The 17,305-nt window shown below is 45.1% G+C and carries 19 protein-coding genes; 11 read left to right on the top strand and 8 right to left on the bottom strand.

Annotation, left to right across the window (positions count from 1 at the left end; genetic code table 11):
- Positions 1 to 48: 48 nt before the first annotated feature.
- A complete protein-coding gene (locus VEJY3_RS16840) occupies positions 49 to 993 on the bottom strand; it encodes a helix-turn-helix domain-containing protein (protein ID WP_014233607.1) in 945 nt (314 codons plus the stop codon).
- A 196-nt stretch (positions 994 to 1,189) separates the two neighbouring features.
- Here VEJY3_RS16840 and VEJY3_RS16845 point away from each other — a divergent pair, with 196 nt between their 5' ends.
- From VEJY3_RS16845 to eat, 3 genes are read left to right on the top strand one after another with little or no spacing between them, the layout of a single operon-like run.
- On the top strand, positions 1,190 to 2,602 hold the full coding sequence (locus VEJY3_RS16845; RefSeq protein ID WP_014233608.1) for an ethanolamine ammonia-lyase subunit EutB: 1,413 nt from the start codon (positions 1,190 to 1,192) through the stop codon (positions 2,600 to 2,602).
- Positions 2,595 to 3,473, top strand: coding sequence for an ethanolamine ammonia-lyase subunit EutC (gene eutC / locus VEJY3_RS16850; protein WP_014233609.1), 879 nt, complete (start codon positions 2,595 to 2,597; stop codon positions 3,471 to 3,473). The genes VEJY3_RS16845 and eutC overlap by 8 nt, the downstream gene beginning before the upstream one ends.
- A gap of 11 nt (positions 3,474 to 3,484) precedes the next feature.
- A complete protein-coding gene (gene eat, locus VEJY3_RS16855) occupies positions 3,485 to 4,888 on the top strand; it encodes an ethanolamine permease (RefSeq protein WP_014233610.1) in 1,404 nt (467 codons plus the stop codon).
- Positions 4,889 to 4,988: 100 nt separating this feature from the next.
- Here eat and VEJY3_RS16860 read toward each other — a convergent pair whose 3' ends face one another.
- The 4 genes from VEJY3_RS16860 to VEJY3_RS16875 form a co-directional block, all read right to left on the bottom strand.
- The gene (locus VEJY3_RS16860; RefSeq protein ID WP_014233611.1) at positions 4,989 to 5,465 is read right to left on the bottom strand and encodes a peptide-methionine (S)-S-oxide reductase; all 477 of its coding nucleotides are present in this window, start codon (positions 5,463 to 5,465) and stop codon (positions 4,989 to 4,991) included.
- Positions 5,466 to 5,570: 105 nt separating this feature from the next.
- Positions 5,571 to 5,927, bottom strand: a complete 357-nt coding sequence (locus tag VEJY3_RS16865; RefSeq protein ID WP_014233612.1) for a VOC family protein — start codon at positions 5,925 to 5,927, stop codon at positions 5,571 to 5,573.
- Between the two features lie 24 nt (positions 5,928 to 5,951).
- Complete coding sequence (locus VEJY3_RS16870) at positions 5,952 to 6,605, bottom strand: nicotinamidase (RefSeq protein ID WP_014233613.1); 654 nt, start codon at positions 6,603 to 6,605, stop codon at positions 5,952 to 5,954.
- Between the two features lie 32 nt (positions 6,606 to 6,637).
- A complete protein-coding gene (locus tag VEJY3_RS16875; protein ID WP_014233614.1) occupies positions 6,638 to 7,363 on the bottom strand; it encodes an NUDIX domain-containing protein in 726 nt (241 codons plus the stop codon).
- Positions 7,364 to 7,662: 299 nt separating this feature from the next.
- On the opposite strand from VEJY3_RS16875, the gene pncB reads away from it, so the two are divergent.
- The 3 genes from pncB (at position 7,663) to VEJY3_RS16890 (ending at position 10,267) form a co-directional block, all read left to right on the top strand.
- Positions 7,663 to 8,973, top strand: coding sequence for a nicotinate phosphoribosyltransferase (gene pncB / locus VEJY3_RS16880; protein ID WP_014233615.1), 1,311 nt, complete (start codon positions 7,663 to 7,665; stop codon positions 8,971 to 8,973).
- Positions 8,974 to 9,164: 191 nt separating this feature from the next.
- Positions 9,165 to 9,524, top strand: coding sequence for a hypothetical protein (locus VEJY3_RS16885; protein ID WP_014233616.1), 360 nt, complete (start codon positions 9,165 to 9,167; stop codon positions 9,522 to 9,524).
- 224 nt (positions 9,525 to 9,748) lie between these two features.
- Positions 9,749 to 10,267 (top strand): glycine zipper 2TM domain-containing protein, encoded by a 519-nt coding sequence (locus VEJY3_RS16890; RefSeq protein ID WP_014233617.1) that lies wholly within the window; start codon positions 9,749 to 9,751, stop codon positions 10,265 to 10,267.
- Between the two features lie 71 nt (positions 10,268 to 10,338).
- Here the strand turns inward: VEJY3_RS16890 and VEJY3_RS16895 are convergent, their stop codons facing one another.
- Positions 10,339 to 11,238 (bottom strand): DMT family transporter, encoded by a 900-nt coding sequence (locus VEJY3_RS16895; protein WP_014233618.1) that lies wholly within the window; start codon positions 11,236 to 11,238, stop codon positions 10,339 to 10,341.
- A 93-nt stretch (positions 11,239 to 11,331) separates the two neighbouring features.
- On the opposite strand from VEJY3_RS16895, the gene VEJY3_RS16900 reads away from it, so the two are divergent.
- Positions 11,332 to 12,216, top strand: a complete 885-nt coding sequence (locus VEJY3_RS16900; RefSeq protein WP_014233619.1) for a LysR family transcriptional regulator — start codon at positions 11,332 to 11,334, stop codon at positions 12,214 to 12,216.
- Between the two features lie 126 nt (positions 12,217 to 12,342).
- On the opposite strand, the gene VEJY3_RS16905 is transcribed toward VEJY3_RS16900, so the two are convergent.
- Positions 12,343 to 12,873 (bottom strand): copper resistance protein NlpE, encoded by a 531-nt coding sequence (locus VEJY3_RS16905; RefSeq protein ID WP_014233620.1) that lies wholly within the window; start codon positions 12,871 to 12,873, stop codon positions 12,343 to 12,345.
- Positions 12,874 to 13,267: 394 nt separating this feature from the next.
- Between VEJY3_RS16905 and VEJY3_RS16910 the strand changes: the two genes are divergently transcribed.
- The 4 genes from VEJY3_RS16910 to VEJY3_RS16925 all read left to right on the top strand — a co-directional run bounded on the left by VEJY3_RS16910 (position 13,268) and on the right by VEJY3_RS16925 (position 14,643).
- The gene (locus VEJY3_RS16910) at positions 13,268 to 13,558 is read left to right on the top strand and encodes a DUF134 domain-containing protein (RefSeq protein ID WP_014233621.1); all 291 of its coding nucleotides are present in this window, start codon (positions 13,268 to 13,270) and stop codon (positions 13,556 to 13,558) included.
- On the top strand, positions 13,555 to 14,055 hold the full coding sequence (locus VEJY3_RS16915) for a NifB/NifX family molybdenum-iron cluster-binding protein (protein WP_014233622.1): 501 nt from the start codon (positions 13,555 to 13,557) through the stop codon (positions 14,053 to 14,055). The genes VEJY3_RS16910 and VEJY3_RS16915 overlap by 4 nt, the downstream gene beginning before the upstream one ends.
- Position 14,056: 1 nt before the next feature.
- A complete protein-coding gene (gene nqrM / locus VEJY3_RS16920; protein ID WP_014233623.1) occupies positions 14,057 to 14,287 on the top strand; it encodes a (Na+)-NQR maturation NqrM in 231 nt (76 codons plus the stop codon).
- Positions 14,288 to 14,448: 161 nt separating this feature from the next.
- Positions 14,449 to 14,643 carry a hypothetical protein gene (locus VEJY3_RS16925; protein WP_014233624.1) on the top strand — a complete coding sequence of 65 codons (195 nt, stop codon included), beginning with the start codon at positions 14,449 to 14,451 and terminating at the stop codon, positions 14,641 to 14,643.
- A 69-nt stretch (positions 14,644 to 14,712) separates the two neighbouring features.
- Here the strand turns inward: VEJY3_RS16925 and fusA are convergent, their stop codons facing one another.
- Positions 14,713 to 16,737: an elongation factor G gene (gene fusA, locus VEJY3_RS16930; RefSeq protein ID WP_014233625.1), complete on the bottom strand. Its 2,025-nt coding sequence runs from the start codon at positions 16,735 to 16,737 to the stop codon at positions 14,713 to 14,715.
- Positions 16,738 to 17,305 lie beyond the last annotated feature (568 nt).

The raw sequence follows: 17,305 nt of genomic DNA on the forward strand, positions 1-17,305 counted from the left end.
AAGCACTTGAGAGGAAGTGATTACTTACTTCTGAAAAATCTCATTTCATCAGAGGCATTGCCTTGTTTCCGAGGGCATTTCACCAAACAGTTGTTTGTAACTTTGGCCGAACTGTCCGAGATGGAAAAAGCCAAAGTCAAAGGCTATCTCTGCGATGTTACGAGTTTCTTGAGGATTTTGCAGTATACGGCGTATCTGATTCAGTCGCATTCGATGAATAAATTGTTTCGGAGAAGTATCGCAGCACGCTTCAAATGTATATTGCAACGTTCGACGGCTCACATGTACAGCCTCACACAGTTCACTTACGGTAATTGGGGTTCTGTAATCCTGATTTTCCAAATATTGTCGAATGCGGTTCATCACAACTTGTCGCTGAGAGGATGCTTTTGGCGAGGCTTCTTGCTGCGAACTTAACGAAAATAGTTCCATCAGGACATCTTTAACGACCGTTTGATGCGTTTCGCACGACCATCTAGCCTGGTTGGGATCAAGTAATATGCCCAAGTAATATTTGAGTTGTTGAATGTGACGCTCGCTTAGGCCAGACAAGTAGAGCTCTTGCCCTTTCACATCGTCAAGCTCGAGTTGCTCTTTAAGCTGCTGAACAAAACCTTGCTTTAGCACCATGCCATAAATTGAAAAGGCTTCTGGCGTAATTAACTCAAAGTCTACTCCCCCTTGGCGAAGTAAAAGCTTGTCAGCATCAAGTTGTGAATGATTGATATGCAACGCTTTATCTTCAACGCTTATCCCCAGCCAAACCCCACCTTCCTCTACACGGCATTGCTGTCTGAGTGCACGGTTACTGTCTTCACGAAATACGTGCACACTGTTGAATCGTCGCTCTCTGATTTGCCCTAGGAAGCGGCCATTACTGATTTGGTCATATTCCTGTTGCCAATTGACAAGGCTTGCTGCTTGTTGGTTTGCATCTTTTGTGGGATTTGTGCACAAAGTTGGTGCGGCAGAGATCTGTTCATCATTCATCATATTTACTTCCGATGCCTGTGTAGTGAATCAAAGTAGGGCAAAACATAGTTAACGTACTGTTTAAAAACCCTTTTTTAACATTGCCGATTTTTGATAATCATCGGGAATGCATTTCGCTTTAATCCCTATAGAAACTTATAGAACTATCAGCAGAAAAATTGCAAAAACTGAACCATGTAGTTGAAGGGGAAGAATCATGACCGCAACTTATCGTCGGCAACAAGGAAGTAAGGTGTATACCTTTGAGTCATTGGCAGACTTGATGGCAAAAGCTACCCCGGAGCGATCTGGCGATGCGCTGGCCGGAGTATGTGCCGAGTCAGCCGCAGAGCGCGTCGTGGCGCAAATGACGTTATCCGAGCTGCCTCTAAAAACCTTCCTAAACGAAGTCGTGATCCCGTATGAAAGCGATGAAATCACGCGCTTAATTATTGATACTCATGACCGTGAAGCCTTTCAACCGATCGAACACCTGACGGTAGGTGACTTTCGCAACTGGTTGTTGAGCGAACAAGCGGACAGTGTCACGTTAGCCAAAATTCGTCCCGGTCTAACGCCTGAAATGGTGGCGGCGGTCAGCAAGATCATGCGCAATCAAGACCTGATTCTGGTCGCGAAAAAGTGCCAGGTAGTGACGGCTTTCCGTAATACGATTGGTTTACCAAGCCGCTTATCTACCCGTTTGCAGCCTAATCATCCGACCGACTCTCTTAACGGCATAGCCGCGACGATCTTTGATGGCCTGATGTACGGCAACGGTGATGCGGTAATTGGCATCAACCCGGCAACTGACAACGTACCTCAGGCAGTGAAATTGATGAAGTTGATGGACGAAGTTATTCAGCACTATCAAATTCCTACCCAATCTTGTGTTCTGACCCATGTGACCAACACCATCGAGGCTATCGAGATGGGTGCACCTGTCGATCTGGTTTTCCAGTCAATCGGTGGCACACAAGGCACCAACGACACGTTTGGCATCAACCTAGCTGTATTAAAAGAAGCGCACGAAGCAGCGCTTTCACTTAACCGAGGAACGGTTGGTAACAACGTGATGTATTTCGAGACCGGACAGGGCACGGCTTTGTCTGCAAATGCTTTTCACGGTGTCGATCAGCAAACCTGTGAAACTCGTGCGTATGCCGTAGCAAGGCAGTTTGATCCTTTGTTGGTAAACACTGTGGTTGGTTTTATCGGGCCTGAATACTTGTTTGACGGCAAACAGATCATTCGTGCCGGTCTGGAAGATCACTTCTGTGGCAAGCTTCTTGGGCTGCCGATGGGCTGCGATATCTGCTACACCAATCATGCTTATGCTGATCAGAATGACATGGACAACCTTCTTACGCTGTTGGGCGTAGCCGAATGTTCTTTCATCATGGGTATTCCGGGTTCTGATGACATCATGCTCAACTATCAAACTACCTCATTCCACGACGCGTTATACGCGAGAAAAGTGCTTGGATTAAAGCCTGCGCCTGAGTTCGAACAGTGGCTTACCGACATGCAAATTTTCGAAGACGTACACGAGGTTCGTTTAAACGACCGCATTTCTAATTCGTTTGCCGGCGCAATTTCACAGCTGAATAAGGGGCGTGCTCATGGGTAAAGTGGTTTCAATCTCAGACGGCGCAACAGCAAAAGTCGTGACACGTAATCCTTGGGATAAATTACGTGAGTTTACTTCTGCGCGTATCGCTCTGGGTCGCAGTGGAAATAGTGTTCCGACGGATGAATTGCTCTCTTTTCAGCTCGATCACGCCCAGGCGATGGACGCAGTGCATTGTACTCTGAATGTAGATTCTCTGGTCGCCCAGCTGTCCGACTCGTACTCGATTCTCAAACAAACACTTGAGCCGCCTGTCGTGGTGACAAGCAAAGTCACCGATCGATTCATGTATTTGCAGCGACCAGATCTAGGCCGCCAGCTTGATGAAGCGTCCTGGAACACGCTTGAAGCCATTGGCAAGGAACACAATACCGAGCTCGATTTAGCGATCGTTATCGCCGATGGCCTTTCTTCTGTCGCGATCCAGAACCATGCCTTATCTGTTATCAGTCGCTTAGTTTCACTAATGAGTGGTGATGAAGAACACCAATGGAATTTAGCGCCTATCGCTATTGTGAAGCAGGGGCGAGTCGCGGTCGGTGATGATGTAGGCGAGTGCTTTAATGCCAAAGCCGTGTTGGTTCTTATCGGCGAAAGACCGGGACTGACATCGCCAGACAGTATGGGTATGTACCTGACTTGGGGAGCGAAACGCGGCTCGAAGGATTCCGACCGAAACTGTATTTCTAACGTGCGACCGCAAGGACTCAATTATGACGATGCCTGTCAACGCGCATTCTATTTGCTTAAAGAGGCTCGAAGACTCCAACTCTCAGGCGTGAACTTAAAGGACCGTTCTGCCATTGACGAAGAGAGTGGTGGCGACCTCGAAGATAAGCACAACAACAATTTCTTAATTTCTAAAATGTAGAGGGATTTACTATGTCTAATCATCAGGAATATCTGGCTAAAAGACAGTTAAAAAGAGGGACCGCAGGCTGGATTCTGCTTGCGGGGCTGGGCGTATCGTATGTTATCTCCGGGGACTTTGCCGGATGGAACTTTGGTATCGCTCAGGCAGGCTGGGGTGGTTTCCTTATCGCAGCGATTGCGATGGCGGTGATGTACCTAACGTTGGTTTTATCATTGGCGGAAATGTCGGCGGCGATTCCGGCTGCTGGTGGCGGCTATAGCTTTGCGCGTCAGGCAATGGGACCGACGGGCGGCTTTTTTACCGGTTTATCTGTACTTATTGAATATGCGCTTGCACCTGCTGCGATTGTAATATTCATTGGCTCAGCGGTGAATGAATTGATTGGTATTGATGGCCCTGTTGTCTACGCACTTTTTTATGCCGTCTTTATCGGAATTCACATGGCTGGTGTGGGTGAAGCGCTAAAGGTTATGATGGTTATTAGTGGATTAGCGGTGTTGGCCATTTTGGCGACCGCCGGTGTGCTGATAGGTGACTTCGACATCAATAACCTGTTTGATATTGCTCCAGCAACTGCTCAGGCAACAGAAGCGTTACCATTTGGTTGGTATGGCGTATGGGCTGCACTACCGTTTGCGATGTGGTTATTCCTCGCGGTTGAAGGGGTTCCTTTAGCGGCAGAAGAAGCGAAAAATCCGGCGAAAGACGTGCCAAAAGGCATTATCGGTGCAATGTTGTTCCTACTACTAACAGCGACTCTTGTGGTTGTGCTTTTAGCTGGTGCAGTAGGTTCACAAGTTATTGGTGATAGTGCGGTACCATTGGTTGATGCACTGAAGCTGACAGGTAACCCGACTATTGCTACTGCCGTTAACGTACTTGGTCTGGCTGGTTTGATTGCGTCGTTCTTCTCAATCATTTACGGCTACAGCCGTTTGGTATTCGCGCTTTCTCGTGCTGGTTACCTGCCACAAAGCTTGTCACTAACAAGTGATAAGAAAGTGCCGACTCGTGCACTATTTGTTCCGGGTGTATTTGGCTTCTTAGTCTCGCTGACAGGTGAAGGTGATTTGATTCTGGCAATGGCTGTTGTTGGCGCAACCGTATCGTACGCTTTGATGTCACTAAGCCACATCTTGCTACGCATCAAGCAACCTGAGCTACATCGCCCATACAAAACACCAGGTGGTATTGTTACGTCAAGTATCTCGTTGGTGCTTTCTTTAATCGCGATGACTGGCGTTTATGCATTTGATCCTTCAGCGTTCTTTATGACCATGGGACTGTTCGTTATCGGTGGAGCGTATTACGGACTCTACAGCCGCAACAAACTGGTTGCGACTTCAGCAGAAGAAGAGTTTGCAATGTTGTCAGTGGCGGAACAGGAATTGGAAGCAGAAGGCGCTCGTTAAGTTCTTCTAGTAGATAAGATTGTAAATAACTAAAAGGGAGCCTTGTGCTCCCTTTGTTGTTTTTAAATCCGTCTGAAAAATATTCAGCGAATACTGGCTGTTAGCGGTTCTTATACTTGTGTAATAAGTCCAGAGGGATATGGCAGTAATCATCCGGGAAGCGAGTTAGCCTGTCTTGGTGTTCGTCATCACTTGGTACGTAGTTGGTTAACTCACGTACTTCGACCACGATCTTAGCGACATCTTCTCTATTTGCGATGTAGCTTCTTACTCTGTCGAGGTGTTGCGGGTTTTGGCTATACACACCCGTTCGGTATTTTTCACCGACGTCCTCACCTTGTTTATTGACGCTGTAAGGGTCGATGATTTCGAAGAAGTAACCCATCAAATCTTCGATAGATACTTGCGAAGGGTCGAATTGAGTGCGTACGCATTCCGCATAACCGTCGTAATCCGTGGCAGTGGAATTTGTCGTGCCGTTCGCACGACCCGCTTCGGTTGCAATCACGCCGGGAAGGTGGCGCATAAATTCCTGTACGCCCCACAGGCAGCCGCCCGCAAAGTAAATCTCTTGCATAAATCTGTTCACTTAAAAGTTTGGCGCATTATGTCGTGGCATCACAGTCAAGTGCAAGGCGCGACTTGCTAATCAGACCACAAGAGCATGTTTCTGGCGGTCGAATTAGTGACTTTCTGACCAAACCGCAAACTCATTGCCACTTGGTTCAGTAAAGTGGAATCGACAACCGCCGGGAAACTCAAAGATTGGGCGCAAAATATGCCCACCATGTTGTTCCACCTTGGACAAGGTCGCCTGAATGTCCGAACTATAAAAGACCAACAGTGCTGCGCCATTTGAGGTGTGACTGACAAGCTCAGACTTGAAGAATCCGCCGTCTAGTCCTTGTCCAGAAAATGCGCTGTAATCCGGACCGTAATCGACAAATGACCAGCCAAAAACTTGCTCAAAGAACTGCTTTGTCGCACTCAAATCTGTACTGCCAAATTCTACGTAGTTTAATTTTTCGTGTTGGTGCATGGTGATTTCCTTATCGTGATGATCTTATGCAAACTGCTCGACAATGATGTCATCAGCACAGTCAACAAATAACGCGCCGTTTTGTTTCATTTCAGCAATCACATCATCAAGGGTATCTGGCAATACTGCGCGTGTCGAAGCAAGATTCACAACGACTTTAAACCCGAGATCTAATGCCTGCATCACCGATTTTTTTACGCAGAAATCGAGCGCTAAGCCACCGACAACAAGCGTATCGATGTCGTTACATTTCAGGAACTCATTCGCACCAGTCGTTTTGGTATCAGCTACGTCATGAAAGAAAACGCCGTATGGATGTGCGTCTGGATCCATGCCTTTATTGACTTGGAAATCATACTCCAGAACAGGCGGCAATCCGTCTAACAGTTCAACACCGGTCGTGCCGAGTACGCAGTGACGATTCCATTTCACGTCGACGTTTGGCAAACCAACAGGCTCTAACATATTGGCTGGCGTTTCTGCGTCCCAAGCGGCTTTAGACGGGTGTAAGTCGCGACTCACCAGTTTTAAACGACCTTTTGCGTGGTTTTTAAGCAGTTCCGGTACTATTTCAAGGGCGCCTGCTACGGGTAGTTCGTCAGGGCAAAGCTCACTGAACCCTTTTTCAGGATCCACATCGAATACCGCAGTGGTTTGATAGTTTACTCGAACAGTCATAGCAGACTCCTTGTCTGTCTGGTTGCCTGCGCTTATCCACGCAAACAGTTTTGGAAAAAAGTGACTTCGTCGCTCGTGAGTGTGTACACCATGGCTGGTTTACCACCTTTACCTTTGTTGGTGGAAGCGACTTTGTTGGTTGGTTTCAGTACGCCTGAGTCGATCAAACGGCGTTTGATGGTCATGCGGCTGATGTCTATCCCAAACTCCTGATAAGCAGAAATGATGTCGGCAACCAAAAACTCTTTGTCTAACGCGAACAGAAGTACGGACGTGTATTCGATAGAAGCGCGCAACTTTTGCCAGGCTTTTTCGATGGTATTCTGATGGTCAAAAGCCAGAGTTTCCTCACCATCTAAGATGGCCTGCAGTGGGAACCACTTTAGGTGACATTCTGGAACGCCAGCGTTGTTTATTTGCTCAACATTATTTCGATCCACTAAGGCATAGTGGGTGATGTTTAAACTCCAGTCGTCTGGATCTCGCTTCGGATCACCATCAATAAACGCTTCACTGAAATGACGAGGGTAAGTATGGATTTTTTCTCGGCAAATACGGCGACGTGCCGCTTCGAAATTTTCATCCGCTGGGCGTCCGCCTTCATGGGTCAAATCTTTATCAAAGACAAATCCACCTGGCAATGCCCATACGCCATGGTATGGTCGGTTCGGATTTGAACGTTTAATCAGCAACACTTCCAATCCTTTATTGGCACAGCCAGAAAGTCTGAATGGAATGATGTCGACAGTTACGATCATGGTTGGGTCCTAATAATAAGTTGTAAGTAATCTAGCGCATAATAAGTGTTCATTCAATGGGTAAGTAACGATTTGTTCGTAACCATTTTTGCTTTGTTGAGGGCTCAGTTTGGGTATGAGATTAACGATATTTTTGAGTTATTCACAACTGGTATCCGCTTTTTAAAGATAAAAACCTTATTAAAAAGAGTGGTTAGTAACAAAAGTTGACAAACTAATGATGGGTGTTTATTGTTTACGCAAATTAGTTAGTAACAAAAAGTTATATACTCAGGGAAGGGTATGTGGAAGGGCACCGAATGACAACCAATCTATTTTCTTCTCGCATCATCCAAAGTGCTTTGGACTTTGATGTCTACAAAGTGAACATGATGAGCGCTGTTGCCGCTCTGTATCCTGATGCGATGGTGTCATACAAATTTATCGTTCGTAGTGAAGAAGATCTGTCTGATTTATTGCCTGAGGTAGAAGCAGAAATCCTTAAGCTTCAAGACCTTCGTTTTACAGACGATGAAATCAAGTACATGAAAAGTGTCGCTCCGTATCTCAAGCCCGAGTTTGTCGATGCATTACGCCACTTCCGCTTTAATCCACAAAATGATGTGTCGCTGCACAATAAAACGATGCCAGATGGCTCCAGCCAATTGCGCATCACGATCACTGGGTTGTGGAAAGAGACCATTTTGTACGAAACCATCATCATGAGTATCGTTTCTGAAGTTCGCAGTCGTTTGCGTTGGTCTGATATTCCGTTACAGCAGTTCCAGACGGTATTGCAAGATAAAGTTAGTTACCTTAAGTCGGAGATGAAGCGTCGTAATATCTCGAGTTTCAAATTTTCCGATATGTCGACTCGACGTCGTTTCTCCTTCCAGGCACAGCGAATCATGCTTGAGTATTTGTGCCAGGAGTTACCCGATTGTCTCACGGGGACCAGCAACTACCATTTAGCGCGTGAAATGGATCTCACCCCGATTGGCACTGTGGCTCATGAGTGGTTCATGGGGCATCAGGCGTTAGTGAATGTCCGTGACTCGCAGAAAATAGCGTTGCAACGTTGGCAGGAGATGTTTAACGGTGCGTTAGGCATTGCACTGACGGATACTATCGGTATTGATGCTTTCCTTAAAGACTTTGATGAAGAGCTCAGTAATGCCTACTTTGGTGTGCGTCATGACAGTGGTTGCCCATTCGCTTGGGGCGACAAAATGATTCAGCATTATGAATCGTTGAATATCGACCCGATGACCAAGACTCTGGTATTTACCGATGGTCTTAATTTTGAACAAGCGTTAGACATTTGTGAGCACTTTCAGGGTCGAGTTCAGGTTAGCTTCGGTATTGGTACTTTCCTGGCAAACGACATGGGCGAATATATTAATGATAAAGGCACGGCTTATAAGCCTTTATCCATGGTAATTAAAATGGTCTCCTGCAACGATTCGCCTGTCGCGAAAATTAGTGATGAACCAGAGAAAGCGATGTGTGAAGACATTTTCTTTTTGATGAATCTAAAGCGCCGCTTTGAACAGCCTTTAGATTTAGATGAGTGCCGTGATCTCATTGATCGCCTAGAGAATGAAGGGCAAAACTATTTGATTGATGCCTGATCGCCATTCTATATCTCCCTTGATAATCACCCTCTATCGTGTCGACAAAAATTAGTTAGGCTAACGTAGAGGGTGATTTCGTTATAGTATCTTTACCCAACGTTACCCACAGCGAGTTCGCTTAACTGTGTGTCTAACTGCTTCTTGATGACTTTGGGCTTCAACGTAATAGCTTGAATCAGGAGTAAAAAATGAATTTAGTTGTACATTTGCAGAAGAAAGCAATAAGAAAATACGGCTATGAAATGGCAACTCGTCAGGCTTGGAAATGTGGGATCAAAGCCAACTTGGTGAGACGGGTAATCGGCTTGTTCAAAGGGCAAATTGTGTGCGTAGTTGAAGGTTGCCGTGCAGAGCTGTCTTCGCCTATCAATAACCCGCTCCATGATGATGAAAAACAAGGCCGCTACATTTTTGTTGGTGGTTTGTGTTGGGAACCAAACAACATTATTGCCCCGGGATTTCCCGATTTTATGTTTATGCACGTGCGTAGCATGAGTCACCGACATAAATACTTATCAGACGATGAACTGTTCCTCAGTTTAGCCTGAACCTCAGTATCAATCAGTTTCGCTTAATGAGATTGCATCAGTGATAGGTGTCGTTGATGCAATGTCGGTTCAATTGACATGCCGTTAGTTATTTCTTTACGCCATTTTTAAAAAACGCTGTTTTTTAACGTTCTAATGACAGGGCGCTCATGTTCGCTTGATGTGTATTTGTGCTTCCGACTTACTATACCGGACATAGAATAAACTATGCTGGGATGTAAACCATGAATACTAAATCTATTGCAATTGCGGCCGTGGTTGTTGCTGTATTAGCAGGCTGTAAGGAGAAAACGCCGCCAGCTCCGACTCAAGCTAACATCACTTTGATTGAAGCAGTGACAGAAACAGTCAAGAACCCTCATCAAGTGTGTAAAGATGTGGTGGTAACACAGCAAGTTGCACCGACAGATGACAATAAAATTCTTGGTACTGTTGGTGGCGCTGCGGCTGGTGCTGCTCTTGGCAACCAGATTGGTGGTGGTTCTGGTAAGATCATTGCTACGGCAGCAGGGACAATTGCTGGTGCATTAACAGGTCGTAAGATCCAAGAAAATGTGCAAAAGGGCGATGTGGTAACGACGACGAAGCAGCAATGTCACACCGAATATACCACGTCAGAAAAAGTGGTTGGTTATGATGTCACCTATGAAGTCGCAGGTGCACCAACAACGGTTCGTCTAGCAAGTAAGCCAGCGACGAAAAGTTTCCCAATCCAAGACGGTAATGTCGTTCTGCCACAGTAATTGGGCGATAGGCTACACATAAATAAAAACCCCTTTGTCTTTTGGACAACGGGGTTTTTGTCTATCTGGTATCAGGTAACCTGCGCCTGTTGCTCCTGATTGACTTGAATTTGAGCTTGTTGTTTTCGAATACGCCGTTCGCGCTTCGACAGCCAAATCAACGGTACTATTATCATGACCGTGCCAATAGCCATGAATATGTCCGGCAATTCATCAAACCAAATAAAGCCAATAACGGCTGCGCCAATCAAGCCACTGTATTCCGCACTGGCAATCTTATTGCTTTCTACTGAACGGTACGCGAGTACACATGTCGCTGCGTATATCATGATAAATAAGCTGGAACCTGCGGCGACTGGGAAAGCACTCCAATCCCAAGGTTTCCCTTCAATAAAAACAAGCAACAGTGCAACAGGGATACCCGCTAAATTCGTCATAAGCAAAGTGTGCATCACGGACTGTTCTCTAGGTATTTTTCGAATCAATAAGTTATTGACCGCAATACTCATCGCTACAACAAATGCTGAAATCGCCGCCCAATCGATTTGATCCGGGCGAATGATGACTAACACGCCTAAAAAGCCCATGATGGCAGCAGCGACAGATTGTTTCGAAAGCTGCTCTTTGAAAAACAGTGCTGCAATAGGCAACATCATTAATGGAGCGGCATAGAAAATCGCGTTTGCAGTCGCCAGCGGCAAAGATGAAATTGCAAAGACCATGAATATCGCGCCCAGTAACCATACATGTGCACGAATAGCATGCCATTTAAACCCTTCCATAAAATGAGTTGGTCGACTCAGTAAACAAAAAGGAAGCAAAAACAGTACGGCGGAAACTTGTCGGAATAGCACAAACTGAAAAACGGGCACATCATTACCGACGCTTTTAATCAAAGCGTCTGAAATTACCGCAATAAGGTTTCCAACAATTAATAGCAGCATTGCTGCTCCGACAGATGTAACTTTCACTTTTTTATCTCCTCATTCTTTGCGCAAGAGTAGGTGATGTCATAGGATGAAGTGAAGTGATATTTATTAGTTTAAGTATGAGATTTTTAGATAATGAAATTACCCCCGCTTAGAGCGGTTCACTGCTTCGAATCTGTGGCGCGAAATTTAAGCTTTTCGCTTGCTGCTGAAGAGCTCAATGTGACGCAAAGTGCTGTGAGTCACCAGATCCGTTTACTTGAGGATTACCTCGGTGAGTCGTTGTTCATTCGCCAAGGCAGAAAGCTCTCTTTGTCTGATACTGGCACGCAATATCTGGAAGACATCAGCCCTGCAATTACTGCCATCGCAATGGCGAGCCAGAAGGTTCGTGAAGGTGAGAAGGGCAGCATTCGTTTGGCAATTTATAGCTCGCTAGCGGTAAAATGGCTGATTCCACGTTTGTCTGATTTTAAACGCTTACATCCCGAGATTGAACTTACGCTTAACATGATGGCGGGAGACCCGGAGCAAACCGAGAGTGTTGGAGATTGTTTCATCACGGTGCAAAAACCAAAGCGAAATTATGTCTCTGTTCACTTATATAAGGACATTTTATATCCGGTTTGTAGCCATAAATTATGGAAAGAGATGCAAGAAATGCCGATGCCGGAAGCGTTTTGGCAGTATCCACTTCTCTCCACCGACTCTGTCTATCGCGAGCGTGGAAAGGATTGGTCTGAGTGGTGTAAGGCGGGCGGATTTACTTTGCCAGATAATGTCGATATGCAGCATTTTAGCCATATGCTATTAGCGATAGAGGCTGCGCGTTACGACCAAGGTATCGCATTTGCAAACGACTTTATGCTTAACGAACGAGATATCGCACATGACTTGGTTTATATCCCATCTCATGGTTTAGATACTGGCGATAGCTTTTACTTTGTTCATAAGAAAAGCCGCGCTAAGCAAGCCGAGATCATAAAGTTAACCAACTGGTTGAAGCAGCAGTGCATGTAGATACAGAGAGGCCTTTAATTCCAACCCACGATTTAAGCGGATCGCGGGGCATTTTGCTTGATCTGACATGAAAAAACCGAGCAGGAGTCTGCTCGGTTTGAGTACTTTTTCACAACATAATAGCGCTTATTGCTGTTTGATTAGGTTGTAATTATTAGCAAGTTCGCCTGTTACTTTTTCACCGTTCATGTCTAGCTTCATTAATACGTTCTCGCCGACAAAGTACTGGTTCGGTGCGTCTTCGTTGGTTAACGTTACCGTGCTGCCACTTTCATCCCAGCTGAATTGACCTTCTGACTTGAATTGGCCATCTTCTTTGCCTTGGTAGCTTTGCTCAAGCAGGTAAGTACCGTCTTGATTTAGAGTGATAGTGATATCAATACCAGAGCAGTCTGCACATGGAAGTGTACCTTGGTAAGTGCCATTCCAATCAAGAGCGTTGCTTGCATTGTGTTGAGTGTCGACAAAAGTTTCTGCTGAAATGCCTTGTTCTTCTACTGCTTGCTCTTCTGGCGCTGGCATTGCGTCAGTTGCTTCAGCGACTTGCACTTCTTCTACTTGAGGCGTTTCTACCGCAGTCATTTCTGCTGGTTTTTCGTCTTGACAGCCCGCAAGAATAATAACCGCACTCGTTACTGCCAACATTGTCTTTTTCATTTTATCCCTCTTTCAATAAAGATTATGTATGCCGTTAATGTTAGCCCCACTTATGAAATTTACGTCATAACAAAGCAAGGGAATGATATCGTTGTGTCAATAAGAATCAGTTACTGGCATGAAAATGTCAGAACAATCAGAGCAGTGTAAAGCTATTGCGTCTTACGGGTTTATTGCGTATTTATTTTGCACAAGTATCAAAAGTGTCACTAATTTAGACTGTTTCTCCTTATAAGACGCTTCCTGTTTTTTCTTTAACTACGATTTTTGCAAACTTAGCTTTATGGCATATGCCAATAATATTGTTGGCGTATGCCATAAACGGGCGTAACGTGTATGCCAATAACCTGTTTCTTGGAGTTATTGGGTTTGTTGATAATTAAGAGGAATGGCGATGGCTAGGCCAAAAATAGAACGGAAAATATGCGGGCGAGCTGCCCATCACTGTTTCAAGCCAAATGGTGTGCCGTTTCAGCAATTAGAACAAGTCAACATACTGCCCGAAGAACTCGAAGCACTGCGTCTCGCTGATTTAGAAGGATTAAGTCAACAGCAAGCTGCCGATCAAATGGGTATTTCGAGACAAACTTTTGGCAACACGGTAAAAAGAGCACGATTTAAAGTCGCAAAAAGTTTAGTTGAAGGTCATGCACTGGTTTTTCCCAATGAGGAGTCGAACTTATGATTTATGCTGTTCCTAATGATGGTGAGCGCGTAGCCAACCACTTTGTCAAAGCGCCCTATATCGCTATTTATTCCGATGAAGACGGAATGCTGCAAAATTTAGCTAATATTGCTGCGATGCCACAGTCTGGCTGTAAAGCAAAATCTCAGATGATCCAGTCATTGGATCAGTACAACGTCGATGCAGTGCTGGTTCGTAATATTGGTGAACGAGCACTGGAAAAATTACTGCGTAATGGAAAGCAGGTATTTCGGTTGTCTACTCGTAGCTCTATAGAAGACGTTTTGGGCGTTGCCAGAACACCGCTGACCGAAGCGTCTCAAGGTCGACCTTCGGCCAATCACAACAAAAAAGATGGTTGTGGATCATGTGGTTGTGGTGGTAAACAATCCAAACCGTCAATCTTGAGCCGCCCGAAACCGCCTCGCGAGTTGTTAGCACTGAAATCCAGCCCCGCTATACTTAGTTTAAAGGCTTCAGATAACAAGGTTGGTTAGTATGGTCTGGGTATTTACCTTTGTTGGTTTTCTCCTAATTATTTTATTGATGTCGCTTGGTGTGATTTTCCACAACAAGCGCATTCAAGGCAGCTGTGGTGGCCTGAATAATGTTGGTGTCGATAAAGTGTGTAACTGTGAAACCTCGTGTTCTGAATCTCAGCGTCGCTTGTATCAAATTTCAGAGCCACATTCGTCATCGGAGCATTACAACAAAAATCCAATCGGATAAAGCGAGTTTAAACTTGTCTGTTCCTCTTCTAATGCTGAGTTATATTTAGTGCATTTAATTGCATAAAAGTTGTCGTGGTTGTCTAAATTTTGCTCTAGGGTTTTGTTGGTCTGTGGATTTCGGTCTACGCTTAAAATTCGTGTTAATAAAGGAGAACCAATATGGCTGTAATGAAGCAGGATATTCCACATCGCGTGACGGTTTATCATGACAATCTTGATCAAGAAATAGAGCTGAAAAATGCGATGCTGCCAGAGAAACCACGTTACTTTAACGGTTCACCGACTTACAAAGCGGAAAGTGTCGAAGAGTTCGAAAGTAAAATCAGTCAAATTGGATTGTCGCTCGATAAATAGCTCCGAATACAAATAAAAAATGCGCCCTCGACATGAGGGCGCTTTTATTTACGGCTTTTTACTGAGCAATTAGTTCTGCTGGGTACTGCTTTGACAGACTTGTTTCTGCACCGCTGGTGGCGCGGGTTCGTAGTGACTCAACGTCATGCTGAAACTGCCTTCACCTCCGGTAATCGCACGTAATCTTCGGGCGTAGTCTTGCAGCTCATTCACTGGAGATTTCGCTCTGATCAGAGTGAAGTTATTATCCACAGGCTCAGTGCCTTCAATTAATCCTCGGTTACCAGACAAATCACCTGATACATCCCCAACGTTAATGGTTGGAATGTGTAATTCCATCTGAATGATTGGCTCAAGAACAATCGGGTCGGCATTATTAACCGCATCTAAAAACGCCTTTTTACCCGCAATAACAAAGGCTATCTCTTTAGAGTCAACAGAATGGTATTTGCCATCATAGACGGTCACTTCAAGATCTTTGATAGGGTTTCCGGAGATAGCACCTTCCTCGAGCGCTTGCAGTATTCCTTTTTCTACGGCAGGAATAAGGGCAGTAGGAATCGCGCCGCCAACCACTTTATTGATGAACTTGAACCCAGCTCCACGCTCCAGAGGACGAACTCTCAACTGCACTTCGCCAAACTGACCTGCGCCTCCACTTTGTTTCTTATGTCTATAGTGGCCTTCAGCTGGTTTGGTAATGGTCTCGAAGTACTCGACACTTGGTTGGCATGTTTCGACATCTAGCTTGTATACGTTAGCCATTTTCTCCAGCGCAACTTTGAGATGGAATTCGCCCTGTCCACTGATGATAGTCTCGTTGGTTCTTGCTCGATGTTCGATGCGTAACGAAGGGTCTTCACTTGCGATTTTGTTAAGTACGTCACCCAGTTTTTGTTCGTCTCCGCGTTTTAGTGGTTTTAAGCACAGAGAGTACATGGAGTCTGGAAAATTGAGTGTTTTTAGCTCAACGCCGTCTTCGTCATGGGAGTCATGAACGATAGAGTCAAATTCAAGATCATCGACTTTAGCTAATACACAGAAGTCACCCGCAATCGCACGTGGAATCTCTGTCCGCTCTTTACCTTGCAGTTGGTACAAGTGCCCAACCTTGAACGCTTTATTACTTTCACCGATGTAAAGCTGACTGCCAGCGTTAATTTCACCTTGGTAAACGCGAAGGTAAGCCAGTTTGCCCATATATGGGTCGACACTCACCTTATAAACATGCGCTACGGTATGTTCCAGAGACTCACAATTAACTTTGATTTTCTTGCCGTTTTTTTCAAGCAGTGGCGGATTACCTTCGTTTGGCATCGGCATAATTTCAGCCAGTGTGCGAAGTAGTAGCTCGACACCCGCTCCCGTCTGTGCAGAAACAAAGCAGATAGGGATCACGTGACCAGTTCTCAGCGCCTCTTCAAATGGGTCATGCAGTTGTTCTGCAGTGAGTTCTGAGCCTTGTTCCAAATAGAGTTCCATTAACTCTTCATCAACTTCGATAACCTGGTCAATTAAGGTTTCATGTGCTTCAGTCACTTTAGCCAACTGGGTTTCTCGCTCCAGTTCAGGCTCAAAGTAACAATCGATAACGGACTGGCCATCGGCAGAAGGCAGGTTTATCGGTAAACATTTATCGCCAAAATGCTCAACGATATTATCCATCAGTATCTGTAGTTGGTTACCTTGGTTGTCGAGCTTGTTAATGATGATCATCTGACACTTCTGTTGCTCTTGAGCAAAGGTAAATAAGCGATCAGAGGTTTGGTTGAGTAGTGTTTGTGGGTCGACAATAAGTGCAGAGGTTTCAACGGCCGGAAAAACACTGAGCGTTCTGCCGAGTAATTCACTCTGTCCCGGAGTGTCGATAATATTCAGGCGATGATCATTCCAGCGTAACGCGACAGGAGTTGCTTCGATACTATGTTGATATTGAATAGATTGGGGGTCGAAGTCGGTAACGGTATCGCCTTTTTCTACGCTTCCTAAGTGATGCGTCGCGTCACAGGTGAAGAGCAGCTTTTCGACGAGGGTCGTTTTGCCGGTTCCTGTCTGACCAACAAAAGCGATGTTGCGGATGTTATTGATAGGCATAAAGCCTCCTTGCTGACGTGCGGAAACCACAGTTTCCAGATAAACCTGTTATTAGGTCACGAACTGCATTGGAGTAGGGCGGGTTTACCGCCTATTCGTCTTCCATGTCATTTTCCGGATGACTTTATGCATACAACCGCCTTACTGAGGGAAGCAGATTAAGAGGTTATTACGATATTAGAAGTTGCTGACCATTTTTAAAGTATCTTGTTGGCAGAAGTCAGCCCATTCATACAAAAACAATTCACTTGGCTTTATATAGCATGACTCAAAAGCCTTGATTTTTATGTGACTTGTTTCATGCTGGTGCTGATTGTTTTCTAATCGAGATCATAAACTTGAAAGTTGTTGTAAAGAGGCTGGTTCGAACAGAACTGGACAGACATAGATAAACAGATCCTCGCAGTGGCCCAAATCTGTGATCAGTACCAAGTGCTTACTCAATAAATCGTGATGGCGTTAATATTTTTTATCAATTATCGGGATCGTTCCCGATTTGTTTTATATAGTGATTTACGAGTTATTTATGGCGTTGACTAATAATTAGGCTAACGGATAACAGGATATT

This window comes from Vibrio sp. EJY3 (assembly GCF_000241385.1).
In the GTDB taxonomy this organism is placed as follows: domain Bacteria; phylum Pseudomonadota; class Gammaproteobacteria; order Enterobacterales; family Vibrionaceae; genus Vibrio; species Vibrio natriegens.